At 63.7% G+C, this 15,573-nt stretch carries 16 protein-coding genes; 8 read left to right on the top strand and 8 right to left on the bottom strand.

What is annotated here, in order from left to right; translation table 11 throughout:
• Positions 1 to 246 precede the first annotated feature (246 nt).
• The 5 genes from AC1RCO_RS22460 to AC1RCO_RS22440 all read right to left on the bottom strand — a co-directional run bounded on the left by AC1RCO_RS22460 (position 247) and on the right by AC1RCO_RS22440 (position 4,490).
• Positions 247 to 1,455, bottom strand: coding sequence for a methyltransferase (locus AC1RCO_RS22460; protein ID WP_065364816.1), 1,209 nt, complete (start codon positions 1,453 to 1,455; stop codon positions 247 to 249).
• 48 nt (positions 1,456 to 1,503) lie between these two features.
• Positions 1,504 to 2,193, bottom strand: coding sequence for an ABC transporter permease (locus AC1RCO_RS22455; RefSeq protein ID WP_047283531.1), 690 nt, complete (start codon positions 2,191 to 2,193; stop codon positions 1,504 to 1,506).
• Complete coding sequence (locus AC1RCO_RS22450) at positions 2,193 to 2,885, bottom strand: ABC transporter permease (RefSeq protein WP_047283532.1); 693 nt, start codon at positions 2,883 to 2,885, stop codon at positions 2,193 to 2,195. The genes AC1RCO_RS22455 and AC1RCO_RS22450 overlap by 1 nt, the downstream gene beginning before the upstream one ends.
• A 65-nt stretch (positions 2,886 to 2,950) precedes the next feature.
• Positions 2,951 to 3,703, bottom strand: coding sequence for an ABC transporter substrate-binding protein (locus tag AC1RCO_RS22445; RefSeq protein WP_047283533.1), 753 nt, complete (start codon positions 3,701 to 3,703; stop codon positions 2,951 to 2,953).
• Between the two features lie 13 nt (positions 3,704 to 3,716).
• The gene (locus tag AC1RCO_RS22440; protein ID WP_011058719.1) at positions 3,717 to 4,490 is read right to left on the bottom strand and encodes an ABC transporter ATP-binding protein; all 774 of its coding nucleotides are present in this window, start codon (positions 4,488 to 4,490) and stop codon (positions 3,717 to 3,719) included.
• Positions 4,491 to 5,055: 565 nt separating this feature from the next.
• Between AC1RCO_RS22440 and gabP the strand changes: the two genes are divergently transcribed.
• The 3 genes from gabP (at position 5,056) to AC1RCO_RS22425 (ending at position 9,344) form a co-directional block, all read left to right on the top strand.
• A complete protein-coding gene (gene gabP, locus AC1RCO_RS22435) occupies positions 5,056 to 6,447 on the top strand; it encodes a GABA permease (RefSeq protein WP_011058720.1) in 1,392 nt (463 codons plus the stop codon).
• A gap of 187 nt (positions 6,448 to 6,634) precedes the next feature.
• Positions 6,635 to 8,665 carry a DKNYY domain-containing protein gene (locus tag AC1RCO_RS22430; protein ID WP_492618054.1) on the top strand — a complete coding sequence of 677 codons (2,031 nt, stop codon included), beginning with the start codon at positions 6,635 to 6,637 and terminating at the stop codon, positions 8,663 to 8,665.
• Between the two features lie 358 nt (positions 8,666 to 9,023).
• The gene (locus AC1RCO_RS22425) at positions 9,024 to 9,344 is read left to right on the top strand and encodes a hypothetical protein (protein WP_047335447.1); all 321 of its coding nucleotides are present in this window, start codon (positions 9,024 to 9,026) and stop codon (positions 9,342 to 9,344) included.
• 82 nt (positions 9,345 to 9,426) lie between these two features.
• On the opposite strand, the gene AC1RCO_RS22420 is transcribed toward AC1RCO_RS22425, so the two are convergent.
• Positions 9,427 to 9,837 (bottom strand): hypothetical protein, encoded by a 411-nt coding sequence (locus AC1RCO_RS22420; RefSeq protein ID WP_011058723.1) that lies wholly within the window; start codon positions 9,835 to 9,837, stop codon positions 9,427 to 9,429.
• 259 nt (positions 9,838 to 10,096) lie between these two features.
• On the opposite strand from AC1RCO_RS22420, the gene AC1RCO_RS22415 reads away from it, so the two are divergent.
• Genes AC1RCO_RS22415 through gltS form a run of 3 tightly spaced genes read left to right on the top strand, consistent with a single transcriptional unit; the run spans position 10,097 to position 13,040 of the window.
• Positions 10,097 to 10,822, top strand: coding sequence for an IclR family transcriptional regulator (locus AC1RCO_RS22415; RefSeq protein WP_019093890.1), 726 nt, complete (start codon positions 10,097 to 10,099; stop codon positions 10,820 to 10,822).
• A gap of 18 nt (positions 10,823 to 10,840) precedes the next feature.
• On the top strand, positions 10,841 to 11,779 hold the full coding sequence (gene hutG / locus AC1RCO_RS22410; protein WP_041115264.1) for a formimidoylglutamase: 939 nt from the start codon (positions 10,841 to 10,843) through the stop codon (positions 11,777 to 11,779).
• 52 nt (positions 11,780 to 11,831) lie between these two features.
• Positions 11,832 to 13,040 (top strand): sodium/glutamate symporter, encoded by a 1,209-nt coding sequence (gltS, locus tag AC1RCO_RS22405; protein ID WP_065364941.1) that lies wholly within the window; start codon positions 11,832 to 11,834, stop codon positions 13,038 to 13,040.
• Here gltS and AC1RCO_RS22400 read toward each other — a convergent pair whose 3' ends face one another.
• Both AC1RCO_RS22400 and AC1RCO_RS22395 read right to left on the bottom strand, forming a co-directional pair.
• A complete protein-coding gene (locus AC1RCO_RS22400; protein ID WP_072443820.1) occupies positions 13,041 to 14,018 on the bottom strand; it encodes an alpha/beta hydrolase family protein in 978 nt (325 codons plus the stop codon). It lies immediately after the preceding gene.
• Between the two features lie 49 nt (positions 14,019 to 14,067).
• The gene (locus tag AC1RCO_RS22395) at positions 14,068 to 14,397 is read right to left on the bottom strand and encodes a hypothetical protein (RefSeq protein ID WP_065364819.1); all 330 of its coding nucleotides are present in this window, start codon (positions 14,395 to 14,397) and stop codon (positions 14,068 to 14,070) included.
• Positions 14,398 to 14,519: 122 nt separating this feature from the next.
• On the opposite strand from AC1RCO_RS22395, the gene AC1RCO_RS22390 reads away from it, so the two are divergent.
• Both AC1RCO_RS22390 and AC1RCO_RS22385 read left to right on the top strand, forming a co-directional pair.
• A complete protein-coding gene (locus tag AC1RCO_RS22390; protein WP_065364820.1) occupies positions 14,520 to 14,861 on the top strand; it encodes an isochorismate lyase in 342 nt (113 codons plus the stop codon).
• A 252-nt stretch (positions 14,862 to 15,113) separates the two neighbouring features.
• Complete coding sequence (locus tag AC1RCO_RS22385; protein WP_019093885.1) at positions 15,114 to 15,572, top strand: hypothetical protein; 459 nt, start codon at positions 15,114 to 15,116, stop codon at positions 15,570 to 15,572.
• Position 15,573 lies beyond the last annotated feature (1 nt).

Here is a 15,573-nt window from a genome sequence, read left to right as displayed (position 1 = left end):
AACAGCGCATTGTTTATGCCCTTTGCCCAAGGCTTTATGCACAACGGATGGGTTGCCAGGGCCTGGATGGACCGGTTTTGTGGACCGTTTCTCATTTTTTGCGCAACTGGCTGTTTTTTCGACGGTTTATTTTGTGAACAAAAAATGACCAGCCTATGTTTTTGGCTCCAGGCCAGGCTTTCATGGGCTTTCATTGAATTCCATCAACAGACTTATCCACAGGTCGCGACAGGCCGTCGCAGGCTCTCAACGCTCCGCCAGAAGCAGCAGATTGCGCGGGGTCAGGTGCGCAGGGCAGAAGGTGCCCAGGCGTACCTGGTAGCCCTGCTGTTGCAGAAACAATGCCCGGTCCAGCACCAGCCACAGTTCCAATGGCCGGCGGAACAGGCCGCGCAGCAGTTCCAGGTTGCGCACCTGGGCCAGGCGCTGCCAGCCGGCGGCTTCCAGTGCCGGCCAGTCTGGCTGGCCCACTGTGGATAACTCCTTGAGCGCGGCAAGGTCGCGGCAGTAGTCGGCGAAGGGCTTGTCCAGCCAGTGGCTGGGCAGCGACGGGGTAGACAGGTATTCATCGACCCCGCGCACTTGCCGCTGCAGCAGGTCGAAAGCCAGGCGGCGGGCCATGGAGCTGTCGCGCTGGCGCCGCACCCGGGCGCCGGCGGTGACGGTTTCGCTCATGGGCAGGGCCAGGTCCTCCAGGGACAGTTGCAGGTGTGATGCCTGGGCCGCTGTGGATAACCCCTGATAGTGGCTGGCGCTGGTGCGGTTGTAGCAACAAGGGGCAATGGCCAGTTGTTGGCAGCCGTTCTGGCTGGCCAGCTGGATCAGGCGCACATGCAGGTCGCCGCAGGCGTGCAGGGCCACTGGGGTGTGTCGGGCATCGAGGTGGCGGTCGGCGTCGGCGGCCAGTACATCCTGGTGCAGGTGCCGGGCAGGCAGGCCGTGGTGCTGGCTCAGCTGCGCGCCGCTGGTCACCAGCGCCGGATCGTATTCCAGGCAGGTCAGTTGTTGCCCGGGCTGCAGCAGGCGCCGCCCCAGGTGGCCCTTGCCCGAACACCAGTCGAGCCAGTGCTCGGTTGCCCGGGTGAAGTGCAGGCGGCCGGCGAAGGCTTCGATCTGCTGCCATTTGCGCCCGGGGACGTCGACACTGAGGCGCTGGCGCAGGGGCGGCAATGCCTGGCCGGACCATTCGGCCACGGCAGACAGGGCCCCGGAGCGCGCGGCCAATTCGCCGAAGGGGGCGGGTGCCTGGAGGTGTTCCGGGTGGTTGTGGGCAGCCTCGGCGTCTTCCAGGGTGCGCTGGCGCAGCCACTGGGCGAGTTCCGGGTAGGAGGTTTCCCAGGGCAGCTGCAGATACTGGAACGGACGGGGCCGCCAGAGATCCTGGTGTTCAAGCAGGAAGCCGTCCAGGGCCTGGAAGCGATCGAGCAGCGCGGGGCCTTGGAGGATGACGGGCATGGTGTCGAGTCCGGGGCAGGCCCGCTCCCTGGCGGGAGCGGGAGAGGGTCAGCGTCCCTGGCAGGCGTCGACCCGCAGCCAGCGTTCCAGTTGGCGGAAGGCCTGGACCAGGATGAACGACATCAACAGGTAGAACACCCCGGCGGTGAAGAACATGTCCACCGTCAGGTAGTTGCGGGCGATGATGGTGCGCGCCATGCCGGTCAGCTCCAGCAGGGTCACGGTGCTGGCCAGGGAGCTGGCCTTGAGCATCAGGATGACTTCGTTGCTGTAGGCCGGCAGGCCGATGCGTGCCGCCCGTGGCAGGACGATGTAGAACAGCGCCTTGGGCCTGGACATGCCCAGGGCCCGCGCCGCTTCGATTTCACCGGGCGGAATGGCCTGGATTGCGCCACGCAGGATCTCGGCGATATAGGCCGCGGTGTGCAGGGTCATGGTGGCGGTGGCACACCAGAACGGGTCGCGCAGGTAGGGCCACATGAAGCTCTCGCGCACCGCGTCGAACTGCGCCAGGCCGTAATACACCAGGAACAGCTGCACCAGCAGCGGCGTACCGCGAAAGAAGAAGATGTAGGCGTAGGGCAGGGCGCGCACGTACCAGAGCTTGGACGAGCGGGCGATGCCCAGCGGGATGGCCAGCAGCAGGCCGAGAATCACCGCGATGCCCACCAGCTCCAGGGTCAGTGTCGCGCCCTGGATGAACTTCGGCAGCCATTTGTAGATGACTTCCCATTCCATTACGTCGTCCTCACAAAGCCGCGGGCGGCGCGTTTTTCCAGGAAGTGCATGCCGATCATGGCCAGCACGGTCAGGCCCAGGTACATGACGGCCGCGACCATGTAGAAGGTGAACGGGTGCTTGGCGAAGGTCACGGCGTTCTGCGCGTTGCGCATGATTTCTTCAAGACCGATCACCGACACCAGCGCGGTGTCCTTCATCAGGATCATGAACAGGTTGCCCAGGCCCGGCAGGGCGATGCGCCACATCTGCGGCAGGATCAGGCGGCTGAAAATCCGCCACTTGGAAAGGCCCAGCGCGGTGCCGGCCTCGCGGTGGCCCTTGGGGATGGCCAGTATCGCGCCGCGAAACACTTCCGTGGCATAGGCGCCGAAGCACAGCCCGAGGGCGATCACCCCGGCAAGGAACGGGCTGAGGGCCAGGTCGGGGTTGCCGAAATGCTCCCCCAGCGCGTTCATCGTATTCACCGTGCCCAGGTAGATCAGCAGCACCCACAGCAGTTCCGGGACGCCGCGCACGATGGTCGAATAGGTTTCGCCAAGCCAGCGCAGCGGCTTGTACGGGGAAGTCTTGGCCAAGGCGCCGAGCAGACCGAGCACCAGCCCCAGGCATAACGCCGAGAGGGCCAGCTTGACGGTCATCAGCGCGCCGGCGGCGAGCGCCGGGCCGAATCCGAAGAGATCGATATTCATGGGGTCTGGATGGCTTTGCTAAGGACCGGCGCCCAGGGGGTGAGCGCCGGTCAGGCAAGTCAGTATCAATAGATGCTGAACGGGAAGTACTTGTCGTTGATCTTCTTGTAGGTGCCGTCGGCCACGATTTCCTTCAGGGCGGCGTTCAGCCTCTCGCGCAGTGGATCTTTCTTGCGCACGGCAATCCCGATCTTGTCGCTTTCCACCATTGGCTCGCCCTTGAACTCATAAGGCTTGCCCGCGTCGCTCTTGAGCCACTCGTAGTTGACGTACTTGTCGGCCAGGATCGCGTCCAGGCGGCCGGAGGTCAGGTCCAGGTAAGCGTTTTCCTGGGTGTCGTAAAGCTTGATGGTGATGTCGTCGCCCAGGTTGTCTTCCAGCCAGGTGCCGGCCAGGGTCGCCCGTTGCGCGCCGATGATCTTGCCCTTGAGCGAGGCCTTGTCGGTCTTGAAGTCGGTGTTGGCCTTGGGCGCGATGAACTGCAGCTTGTTGGAGTAGTACGGGTCGGTGAAGTCCACCGCCTGCTTGCGCTCATCGGTGATCGACAGCGAGGAGATCAGGAAGTCGAACTTCTTCGCGTTCAGGGCCGGGATGATGCCGTCCCAGTCGGAGGTGACCACGGTGCACTCGACTTTCATCTTGGCGCACAGGGCGTCGCCGATGTCCTTGTCGAAGCCCACGACCTGGCCGCTGGCGTCCTTGTTGTTGAACGGTGGGTAGGCTGCTTCGATGCCCATCTTCAGGGTCTCGGCGGCAGCGCTGGCGCTGAAGGCCAGGGTGACGGCAGCGGCCAGGAGGATTTTCTTATAGCTCTGCATGCGTGTAGCTCCGTTAGCGGTTGCTGGACATGAATTGTTTGCAGCGTGCCGAAAGCGGGTTCTCGAAGACCTGCTGTGGCGATCCTTGCTCTTCTACCAGACCCTGGTGCAGAAACACCACTTCGCTGGAGACCTGACGGGCAAAGCTCATTTCGTGGGTGACCAGCAGCATGGTGCGGCCTTCTTCGGCGAGGGCGCGGATCACGTTGAGGACTTCCTGGACCATTTCCGGGTCCAGGGCCGAGGTCGGCTCGTCGAACAGGATGACTTTGGGTTGCATCGCCAGGGTCCGGGCGATGGCGGCGCGCTGCTGCTGGCCGCCGGACAGCTGTGCCGGGTAGGCGTGGCGCTTGTCGGCGATGCCGACCTTGGCCAGCAGCGCCTCGGCCACTTCGATGGCCTCGGCCTTGCTCTGGCCCAGCACCCGGCGTGGCGCCTCGATGATGTTGTCGAGCACGCTCATGTGCGGCCAGAGATTGAAATTCTGGAAGACGAACCCGATTTCGCTGCGCAGGCGGTTGATCTGCTTGCCGTCGGCGGCTACCAGCTCGCCGTTTTTCGCGGCCTTGAGCTTGAGCTCTTCGCCGGCCACCAGGATCTGGCCCTGGTGCGGGTTTTCCAGCAGGTTGATGCAACGCAGGAAAGTGGACTTGCCGGAGCCGGAGGAACCCAGGATCGATATCACGTCACCGTCGCGTGCGGTCAGCGAGATACCCTTGAGTACCTCCTGAGTGCCGTAGCGTTTGTGCAAGTTGCGGATTTCAAGCGCGGGCGTGGCCTCAGCCATGTGCGGTCCTCATTGAGTTCATTGTGCTCCTGCTGTTGGGCGGCCTTCCTGGCGAGGCGCCAAGCTAGCATAGGGTTCCAAGCGCAGCCAACAGCGCTACCGGAGGTAAACAGACGGTGTGTGGCAGGTTGTCGCATCAGCACAGAAGACTGTCGCCCCATCAACAACCGAACGCCTGTTTGAACCCTGTATCCGCCTGAAATCCGGTAGGTGTCGCGTAAAAAAAGGCGCGATGGTGCCAGCTTTGGCCGGGTGTTGGAAGGGTTAACGGGCCAAAGGTCATGGATCTGCACTCTAATCGCTCATCGGCTGCTTTTCGGGTGTGTTTTTGGTGCGTCATTTCGTCCTGCAATTGAGTCGGCCGGTAACGAAATGGCGAAATGCCATTGTTCTCAATGACTTGGGATTTCCATCGGTCGGCTCGCCAACCCTTGTTGCCCGGGGTTCTGTAACATTTTGGCGCAATTCTTGCGTGCGATATAAAGAACGCCCTGTTGGATTCTTTTTACGAGAACGAATGCAGACCGGGTGGAGTTACTCTTTTTTCGTTGCAAAGGTGCTTTTCATGAGCGGTACGCAACTCTCCAATGACCTCGAACAGGGGCTCAAACCGCGGCATGTGACCATGCTGTCGATTGCCGGCGTGATCGGCGCAGGCCTCTTCGTCGGCTCCGGCCACGCCATTGCCGAAGCCGGCCCCGCCGTGCTGCTGGCCTATGCCGCCGCCGGCACCCTGGTGGTGCTGGTGATGCGCATGCTGGCGGAAATGGCCGTGGCTTCGCCGGACACCGGATCGTTCTCCACCTACGCGGACCGCGCCATCGGCCACTGGGCCGGTTTCACCATCGGTTGGCTGTACTGGTGGTTCTGGGTGCTGGTGATTCCCCTGGAAGCCAACGCTGCCGCGACCATCCTGCATGCCTGGTTCCCCAACGTGGCGATCTGGGTCTTCACTCTGGTGATCACCCTGCTGCTGACCGCCACCAACCTGTTCAGCGTGAAGAACTACGGTGAGTTCGAGTTCTGGTTCGCCCTGATCAAGGTGGTAGCCATCATCGGCTTCGTGATCCTCGGCCTCGCCGCCATCTGCGGCCTGCTCCCCAACAGCCAGGTCAGCGGCGTATCGCATCTGGTGGACACCCAGGGCTTCATGCCCAACGGCATGGGCGCGGTACTGGCCGCCATGCTGACCACCATGTTCTCCTTCATGGGCACCGAGATCGTCACCATCGCCGCGGCGGAATCCCACAACCCGGGCAAGCAGATCTCCAAGGCCACCAATTCGGTGATCTGGCGGATCGGCCTGTTCTACCTGGTATCGATCTTTATCGTTGTGGCCCTGGTGCCGTGGAACGACCCGAGCCTGGCCCAGGTCGGCTCCTACCAGACCGTGCTCGACCGCATGGGCATCCCCAATGCCAAGCTGATCGTTGACCTGGTGGTGCTGGTGGCCGTGACCAGTTGCCTGAACTCGGCGCTCTACACTGCCTCGCGCATGCTGTTCTCCTTGGGCAAGCGTGGCGATGCCCCGGCCGCCGCCAAGCGCACCAACGCCAGCGGCACGCCTTATTGGGCGGTGATCCTGTCCACCGCTGCGGCCTTCCTCGCGGTGTTCGCCAACTATGTCGCTCCGGCGGCGGTGTTCGAATTCCTCCTGGCCAGCTCCGGCGCCATCGCCTTGCTGGTGTACCTGGTGATTGCCGTCTCGCAACTGCGCATGCGCCACAAGCGCATGGCTGCCGGCGAGAAGATCGCCTTCCGCATGTGGCTGTTCCCGGGCCTGACTTACGCTGTGATCGTGTTCATCGTCGCGGTGCTGGGCATCATGCTGTTCCAGGAAGAGCACCGGGTGGAGATCCTCGCCACTGGCCTGCTGAGTGTCATCGTCATCGCTGCCGGCCTGATGGTGGCCCGTCGGCGCAAGGCCGAGCGCAATGGTGCCCTGGCACTGAACTGACGGTTTGCTCCGCTCTTTATGAAAAGGCCGCGCTCAGAAATGACCGCGGCCTTTTTCATGTCCGGATGCAACTTGGGGGGGGCTGCTGGTGGCGGGCAGAGGCTCGCTCGCGGCCTGGCGACGGGGCGCTTTACCCACCCGGGGCGCCTGCTGATAATCCGCCACTCGGTTAGCTTGGGATGCAGCGATGAAAGACCTGGATATGGATGATGCCGAGTGGGAACTGCTCGACCTCGAATGGCATCAAGGGTTCGCCTTCGTGGAAGGGGCCCTGTTGGTGGAGGAGCGAGCCCGGGACGTCTACCTCATGCTGCAGCGTGAAGGGCGGACCCCGGCTGAGCAGGCTTGCCAGGCCGCGACCGAGCAATTCCCGGCTTCCCCCCTGGTAGAGGGCGAGCCGCTCTGGCGACATCGTGTTCATCGGCACCTGCTGCGTGATGCGCGGGCCGATTATTATGCGTTGCCCCGTTACTTCGCGCGTTATGGCTACCACCCGTTGCAAGCCTTGCCGGTGCGTGTGTGTCGGGGCTTGCAGAGCCTGGGCCATGACCATTGGCGTGATCAGTGCCGTGCCTACTTCTGTCATGACTACGGGCAGGAGGTGATCGACGGCGCGCAGCCTGAGCGCCTGGCGCTTGTGCACCCGGTGCCAGAAAACTGGCCTGCGGGGTCGGTGCTGTTCAGTGACGGGGACAAGGTCTTCCTCGGCGCCCGGGCGATCGCCAGCGCGGAGCAGCAGGTACGCGGTACCAACCATCCGGCTTATCAAGTGATCAGCGGCCAAGTCTGCCGGGGCGGCGTTGTGCTGCATCAGAAGGACGGTTCGGCGTTGCCGATTGCCAATCCGGATGGCTTCCAGATGCTGGCCTGGCGCTGGGGTACGGATGGGCATTCGGTGATTGTCCAGGCGCAGCAGGGCTCGAGCATCGCCTATGAGTATTTCTACCGCATCGACAACGTCGATCTGGCGACTTTCAGCGTGCTCAACGAGCGCTACGCCAAGGACGCACGGCGGGCTTATTACCTGACCGGAAAAACCCTGCGCTATGTCGGTGACTTCCGCCTGCTGAACCGTGTTCAGTCGGTGTTCGATGCCGGTGGCCGGATCTTGAGCCAGAGTGAAGCGGCGGACCCGTACTTTGCCGTGGACGATCAGTTCGTCTACTGCAATGGCACCCGCCTGCGTGGTGCCGATGGCCCGAGTTTCCGTCACCTGGGATTCGATTACTACGCTGACCGGCATCGCGTCTACCGGCGCAGCAAGCCGCTGGACGTGGATGTAGAGAGTTTTGTAGTGGCCCAGCTGGAGCGTGGCGAAGGCAACTATTCGCCGTTGCTGGTGGGTGACAGGCACGGCCCGCTCGGTTCGGATGGGGTGATCGATGACACCATGCTGCAAGAGTGGTCGGCGTACTTCGAGGCGCATCCGCAGTTGCAAGATTATTGGTGGCATCGCTTGCAGGCACCATCGGCGTCAACAGCCCAGGCCTTGCGTTCCATCGGCTCCGGGTTCGAGCTGGGGAGCCAGGTGCACTTCCATGGCCGCCCCATCAATGGTCTGGATGCCGGCAGTTTCAAGCTGCTGGACACACACCTGTGTGGCGACGCCAATGGCTTGTATCTGATCCCCTTTCATCGCGCCGAGACCCGGGTGCCGGAGCGATTCTCTTCGGCCTGCGCCGATCATTACCGTGCCCTGGGCGGCCCGTACCTGACCGATGGCCAGAGGGTTTTTTGCCACAGTGTCTTTTATCAGGTGCCCGAGCCTATGGCCAAAGCGGATCTGGCCAGCTTCGAGTCATGCGGGCATGGCTGGGCCCGGGACAAGGGGGCGGTGTATTACTACGGCGCAAGAAAGAAGCCCCTCGACCCGGCGCACACTCGCGTCATGGGCAGCTACGCCTTCACCGCGACACTGATGTTTGCTGCCGGCAAACCGCTGGAGGTGGAATTCAGCCCGGAGGAAGTGAGGGTTCCTCATCCGGACTTTCTGCAATTGGGCACGCGCAAGCTGTTCTGTGGCCGGCGGCCGGTGAGTGCCAAGCGCATCGACCTGGCCAGCCTGGAGTTTGTCGCGGACCGCTATGCTCGCGACAAACAGCGTTTCTACCAGTACGACGGCTACGCGACACTCAGCGAAATCAGCGCCGAGCAGTACCACCAGGCACTGAAGAAGGCCCCGGCAGGGGACGCCGGCTCTGAGAGTTTGGCGTTCTGAAAGGCAAAAAAGGCTGCCGTCAGCATTGACGGTGGCCTTTTTGCTGGATTTGTGACTTGTTACATGGCGTTTCATGGACAGCCCGCTGGCGAAATAGTAGCCTGCGCGCTCTTCGATAAGAGCTCTTGCGTGCCAGCGTGAGAGGAGCTATGGAATAGCGCTGTATTGCAAGGGATTGAATGCTTGTCGGGGCCCTGAATCCGCCTTCTGCCTCTGTCCCTTGTTCCCTGCGTAGCCGCCATGGTTCCTGAGTGTCAGCGCCTGCCTGACAGTCCCGGCTCGAAGAACGAGCATTCAGGGTTCAATGGTGATCGCCCGGCCATTGGTCCCTTAAAGAAAGGGCGGCAAGGAGACGCGCATGGCGTTCACTAAAATCATCTTCAAAAACCCGAACACCGGAGCCATCAAGGAAGCGCCAGTCGGTTTCTCCTGGACCGTGTTCTTCTTCGGCTTCATCCCGGCGCTGTTCCGCGCCGACTGGAAATGGGCCGCCATCATGTTCCTGCTGGCCATGTTCACCTTCGGCCTGAGCAACCTGGTGTTCATGTTCATCTACAACAAGCTGTATGTACGCGACCTGATCGGCGCAGGCTTCAAGGCCCAGTCCATCGCCAGCGGCGACCTCAGCTTCGCCAGCTCGCGCATCGGCATGGAAATCCCTCGGCTGGAAGCTGCCTGAGCATCACGCCAGGCTGTTTGGCTGAAACGGAAAAGGGCGCATTCATTGCTGAATGCGCCCTTTTTTCATGCCCGGAAGAAACTCAGCCTTCGGCGCTGAACAGTGCCTGGGATGCGGCCATGTAGTCGGCCTGGAAGGCCTCGGACTCGATCCAGGCCAGGGCCGTGGCCTCGTCGGCCTCGGTGGACCAGTTACGGTATTCGATCAGCGCCGCAAGGATGAAGTCCGTGGCGCCCTGTTCGCCCTCCTGCTCATAGACCAGTTCCAGCAGCGGGTCCGAGAGGAAGACCGTGCACAGCGCCTGCTGGCTGGTTTTCTCGGCGTCGCGCATCTTCACGAACAGCTCGGTCAGGTCCACCGATTCGAAGTCGATGCGGCTGTCGTTGGGGTCCAGTTCCAGCTCCGAGGTCGGTGCAGTGCGCTTGGCGCGGTTCTGCTTGGCCTTGGCCTTTGCCCGGGCGGCACGTTTGTGTTGTTTGTCGATCGATGCCATGGGCGTCTTACCTTGTTGCGCAAAGGGGCGGCGCTCGCGGATTCGGGGCGAACGGCCGGTCAGGCGGGAAAGGATGCCAGCAAATCGCTGCGCTGGCACCCGCCAAGGCCTCAAGGCGGGTACCGACGATCCTGCATGGGCCGAGGTCCATTGCGGCGCAGCACCTGTGCCAAAGGTTTTTTGCAGCCTTTTCCCACTGCCTGGGAATCTGATTTCATTTGCCGGGAAACTCCATGCACCATGGCTGCAAGAGGCCGCTATGCACTACCACACGCCCACTGACCGTCTGCTGCAAATACTCGTGGCCCTGGGGCAATCCCCGGAGGCCATGTCTGCCAAGGAGCTGTCGCTGAACCTGCAGCAGCCCCTGAGCAGCACCTATCGCCACCTCAAGACCCTGCTGCGCTGGGGGCTGGCCCAGGACAATGGCCAGGGCCGTTACCTGCCAGGGCCCGCTTGCCTGCAACTGGCGAAGAAGTTCGACCGCGAAGGCCTGCTGGTGACCCTGGCCAAGCCGGAGCTCAACCGTCTGGCCGAACTCAGCCAGGAAAGCGTCGCGCTGATGGTGCCAAGCAACGGGCAGGCGATCTGCATCGAGCTGGTGGACAGCCCGCAGCCCTTGCGCTGCTGCTACCAGAAAGGCCTGGCGCAGCCGCTGCTGCTGGGCGCCTCGGCCAAGGTGTTGCTGGCCTACATGGAGCCTGAGCTGTGCTTGTCGATCCTGCGCCAGCAGGGCGTCGAGGAGGCGGATTTCGCCGCGCACCTGGACAGCTACGGGGCCATTCGCGCCGCCGGGCATGCGGTGAGCCTGAGCGAGATCGATCTGGGCATCTGGGGTGTCAGCGCGCCCTTGCTGGACAGCCGTGACCGCTTGCAAGGCGCCATCAGCCTCATGGCCCCGGCGTTCCGCGCCGAACAGCGCAGTGAGCGGCTGATCCGCTGGACCCGCGAAGCGGCCCAGCGCCTGAGCGCCCGACTGGATTGAATTGACTGGAGCAAGACCATGATCAGCACCGCCCCCATGCACCTGTGGCAGGGTCGTATCGACCTGGCCGAAGGCCTTGCCGCCCGGCGCTGGCACCAGTGGGTGCAGCCCTGGGCCGAACAGCAGCCGGCGGGTATCGCCTTGCTCGGGCTGGCCTGTGACGAGGGGGTCAAGCGCAACCAGGGGCGCACCGGTGCCAGCCAGGGCCCGGCAGCCTTGCGCGCGGCCCTGGCCAACCTGGCCTGGCACGGCACCGGCCCGCTGTACGACGCAGGGGACGTGACCTGCACCGACCACCACCTGGAAAGCGCCCAGCAGCGCTACGCCGAGCGCCTCGGCCTGTTGCTCGAACAGGGGCACCTGGCCCTGGGGCTGGGCGGTGGTCATGAAATCGCCTTTGCCAGCTTCAGTGGCCTGGCCGATCACCTGCGCCGCCAACAGCCCTGCCCGCGCATCGGCATTCTCAATTTCGATGCCCACTTCGATCTGCGCCATGCGCCGCAAAGCAGTTCGGGCACGCCGTTCCGGCAGATCGCCGAGTACTGCCGGCAGGCCGGCATGCCTTTCGAGTATTGCTGCCTGGGGGTCAGCGAGTTGAGCAACACCCAGGCGCTGTTCGAGCAAGCCCGGGAGCTCGATGTGCGCTACCTGCTGGACCGGCAGATGCAAGGCTGGAACCTGCCGGCAGTCGAGGCCTGCCTGGACGCTTTTCTCGACGGTATCGACGTGCTCTACATGACCCTGTGCCTGGATGTGCTGCCAGCCAGCCAGGCTCCCGGCGTCAGCGCGCCCTCGGCCCACGGGGTGGATGTGCAGGTGGTCGAGCACCTGGTACGCCGTGCTCGGGCCAGCGGCAAATTGCGCGTGGCCGACATTGCCGAACTCAATCCCGGGCTCGACCAGGACCAGCGCACCGCCCGCGTGGCCGCGCGTCTGCTGGCCAGCCTGATTCACTGAGGGGCATGCCCCTCGCCGCGCAACACCACAATGACAAGAAGAGATGTTTGCCATGCCGACTTTTGAATTGGACGCGCTGACCACCCTGGCGCTGGCCCTGATCCTGCTGGGGGTGGGAGCCCAGCTGAAGAAACGCAGCCGCTGGCTGACCCAGCTCTGTGTCCCGGCGCCGGTGATCGGCGGTTTCGGCTTTGCCCTGATCGTCTGGCTGCTGCGCGATCAGCAACTGCTGGCGATCAAGCTCGACACCGCGATCCAGACGCCCTTGATGGTGGCGTTCTTCACCACCGTGGGCCTGGGGGGCAGCCTCGGCCTGCTGCGTCGTGGCGGCAAGATCCTGTTCGTCTATCTGGGGGCCTGCTGGTCCCTGGCGCTGCTGCAGAACCTGGTGGGGGTCGGTGCCGCCAAGGCGCTGGGCATCGATCCGCTGCTGGGCATCATGGCCGGTGCGGTGTCCCTGGAGGGTGGCTTTGGCGCGGCGGCGGCCTTTGGCCCGATCGCGGAAAACCTCGGGGCGGTGGGGGCCACCACGGCGGCCCTGGCCTCGGCCACCTTCGGCATGGTTGCCGGCGGCTTGCTGGGCAGCCCGCTGGCGCGCTGGCTGATCGAGCGCAACCGCCTGCAGATCCAGGCCGATCAGGTCAGTACCCTGCAGCACCTGGAAAACGCTGCCCAGGGTTCGGTGGCGCCTTTGGATGCGCCGACCCTGCTGCGCCTGCTGACCTGCATTCTGCTGATCATGGTGCTGGGTTTCTGGATCGGCAGCGCGCTGAACGAGCACCTGGGCATCGTCCTGCCAAGCTACGTGGGGGCGATGTTCGTGGCGATCATCCTGCGCAATCTCAATGACCGGGCGCGGATCATCGACATCCCCGACAGCGCCGTGAGCACCCTGGGCGACGTATGCCTGGGGGTGTTCCTGACCATGGCCATGATGAGCCTGAAGTTCTGGGAACTGGAACAGCTCGGCCTGCCGCTGCTGGTGATCCTGGTGGTGCAGGTGCTGGTGATGGTGCTGCTGTGCGTGTTCCTGCTGTTCCGCCTGTTTGGCGGCAACTACGACGCGGCGGTGTTGTGTGCCGGCTTCATGGGCCACGGCCTGGGGGCCACGCCCAATGCGGTGGCCAACATGGGCGCGATCTGTGATCACTACAAGGTCTTTTCCTACAAGGCCTTCATCATCGTGCCGCTGTGCGGTGCGGTATTGATCGACATCGTGGCGATCCCGCTGATCACCTGGTTCATCAACGCCTTTGCCTGATCAGCGCCCCGGCGTCAGCTCTTGCCCCGGGCTGTTCGGGGCCGGGCTTGCGTGCTGCAGCCAGTGCAGCAGCAGCGGCCAGAGCCGGCTTTCGAAGCGGCTGTGGAAGAAGGCGAAGTGGCCGATCTCGACCTCACCGATGTCCTCGGGGCGAATGCGCCAATGGGTGCGCGTGCTGTTGTCGAAGTAGCCCAGTAGCCGCTCGATGGCTGCCACGGTGCCAAAGGGGTCGTCGCTGACGCTGATGGCGAGGATCGGGGCGCTGACCTGGGCGAAGGGCTGCCCACTGCGCTCTGCGGCCAGCCTGCGGCCGCTGGGGCGGCCTTCGTAGCGTGGGTGCGGGGTGGCCCAGTCGCGGACCACCCCGGCGGGGGTGTCTTCCATCCAGCCCAGGCGCTTGCCGGGGAAGTAGCCGTACAGGCGGGTCAGCAGGGGCATCAGCACATGCCACTTGCCCAGCATGCGCCAGCGCTGGGCGGGCACGTAGTCGCGCCAGTAGGCGAACTGCGCCCCCATGGTGGCCGCGCGGCGGATCACCCCGGCGGAGGCCGCCAGGCCCAGGGCGCAGCCGCCGAAGCTGTGGCCCACCACGTCGATCGGTTGCCCGGGAAACTCGCGCCGGGCGCGTTGCAGCATGGCTTCGAAATCCAGCGCGCCCCAATCCGACCAGGATGCCTTGAGCCCCTTGAGCGAGGCCGGGCGCGACTCGCCGATGCCGCGGTAGTCGTAGGTCATCACGTCGAAGCCGTTGGCGAACAGGTAGTCGGCGAAGCGAAAGTAATAGCGGCAGCGCACCGAGGTCGCGGCGTTGATGATCACCACTGCGCGCGCCGGATCGGCTTGCGCGTGGCGCCAGCTGAAGCCGCCAAGGCGGAAACCGTCCGCCGCCACTTCGCTGAAGCGTTCACTGGGGCCGGGCGCCGGCTCGGCAGTGGCGGGGCCGGCGGCCGGCAGGTCGGGCGAGGACAGCAGGGACATGGGCGGTTGTTCCTTGGCGGCTGTAACGGGCCGGAGCGACCCCTGGCGTTCAGCGACGATTTTTTTGTGCGCCCATTAATACCCGGGCGATCCACAGCGCGGCAACTGCCAGGGCACCCAGCAACAGGGTGCTGGTGCCCTGCCAGAGCAGCTCGATATAAAACTGGGTGGGCTGCAACGCCTGGCTGTAGGCGAGCTTCGGCCCGGCACGGTTGCTGGTGACGATCTGCCCGTCCAGCAGCGCGCTTACCAGGGTCCAGCCCAGCAGCGCAGTCAGTGCCAGCAGCACGCTGCCGATCAGCAAAAAAAACCAGGCCCCGCTGCGGGTCTTGCCGGGCTGGGGATGGGGCAGGCGGACTCGGGTTCGTTTCTGGTTCACGAGAGCATTTCCTTTGCGCCCGGATGGGCGGATGCCTGCAACTTTACTCCCAGGCGGGCCCATGGGAATAATCCGGGCCCGGTCGAGCCCGGGTATCCCTATTCGTCGATGGAGCCTTGAGCATGGAAGTGAAGAACCAGATGAGCCCGGAACAATGCCAGGGCATGGACGATATCCGCCGGGAAATCGATGCCCTGGATCGAGCGGTCATCGCCTTGCTCGGCGCGCGCTTCCAGTACGTACTGGCGGCATCGAAATTCAAGACCTCGGCGGCCACCGTGCGCGCCGAGGAGCGTTTCAAAGCCATGTTGGCCACTCGTCGCGATTGGGCGGCGGCCGAAGGCCTGAACCCGGATGCCATCGAGAAGATGTACAGCGATCTGGTGCAGCACTTCATCGCCGAGGAGATGAGGCATTGGCAGGCGGCGCAGGCTCCGAGCCGAGGGGCTGGTCCCCTAGCCTAGGTACCTTTGGTTAAAGGCCTCACGCCGAATCGATCTAAACCGCCCTGTGTCAGGTTTTACACTCAATAGCAGGAGCTATGGGCGAGCCTGGTTGCACAAGGCGAGCGAGGGTTTTCATTCGGCTTCTGGCCTGAGACATGGCCTGGCCATTCAAGATGAAGCAGGGGAGACCCGGGCGCTGCCGTCCCGGGGCCAGAGGCCTGACGGTGGCGTCCCATTCAGTGGTTCGAGACGAACCCGGGAGTGGTCATCATGAAGTCCTTTTCTATGAGTGTCCTGTCAGGTGTTATCGCGGTGCTGCTATTGGCCGCACCAGTGAGCGTGCGCTCCGCCTCTACCAGCAATGAGCCGATCGACCCGGCTGGCGTGCAATTGGAGCCGCTGCAACAGAACGGCATTTCCTATGTCAGCGGCGGCATCGGCCTGGACGAGTCGCGGGCCATTCAGCAGGCCAAGGGTTACAACCTGCACATGACCTTTTCCGTCGGCTCAGGGAATGAATACACCTCGGATGTCGATGTGCTGATCCAGAACCCGCAAGGGCATCAGCTGTTGAGCCTGAGCGGAGTGGGCCCGATCGTCTTTGTGCAGTTGCCGGCCGGCAGATACCAGGTCATCACCACCCGCAAAGGGCTGGAACAGCGCAGCATGGTCGACATGGGCGTGGCGACCATGCGTGATCTCAACGTCCACTGGAATAACGGTTACTGAG

The sequence above is a fragment of the Pseudomonas sp. GW823-FHT03E05 genome, assembly GCF_058796855.1.
This window is presented reverse-complemented; position numbering and strand designations above follow the sequence as displayed.